General features: G+C 67.6%; 1 protein-coding gene. It reads left to right on the top strand.

What is annotated here, in order from left to right:
* Nucleotides 1-377 (top strand): HOASN domain-containing protein (locus ACLJNW_RS23520; RefSeq protein WP_410961129.1); only part of this gene is annotated, 377 nt, incomplete at both ends.

Here is a 377-nt window from a genome sequence, read left to right as displayed (position 1 = left end):
ACGTAGGCAGCGATCCGCATACGGAGCAGACCCGCCGCTGGATGGCGAGCCAGGTCTACCTGGTCGAGGATCGTTTCGCTCCCGAGCCGGCCGGTTTCAGCGCCGTCCCGGTGGAGGAGTTCCGCAAGAAGGTCGACGCCGAGATCGAGGCGCGCAGCCGGGAGCGCCCTCCCATGTCGGTCCACCTGTTCCAGGGCACGCCGCCGGTCGAGGACGTGCGCTTCGTCCTGGAACACCATTGGGTCCGTTCCTACAACTTCTACAGCCTCCTGGCGGAGCTGGCCTTCCGCTTCGAAAACATCGAGGACGCCTCGGTGTTCTACCGCAACCTCTACGGCGAGGCCGGGGCGGAGACGCCGGAGCGCTCGCACCCCGCG

The sequence above is a fragment of the Salmonella sp. SAL4457 genome, assembly GCF_046548235.1.
Lineage (GTDB): Bacteria > Pseudomonadota > Gammaproteobacteria > Enterobacterales > Enterobacteriaceae > Salmonella > Salmonella enterica.
This window is presented reverse-complemented; position numbering and strand designations above follow the sequence as displayed.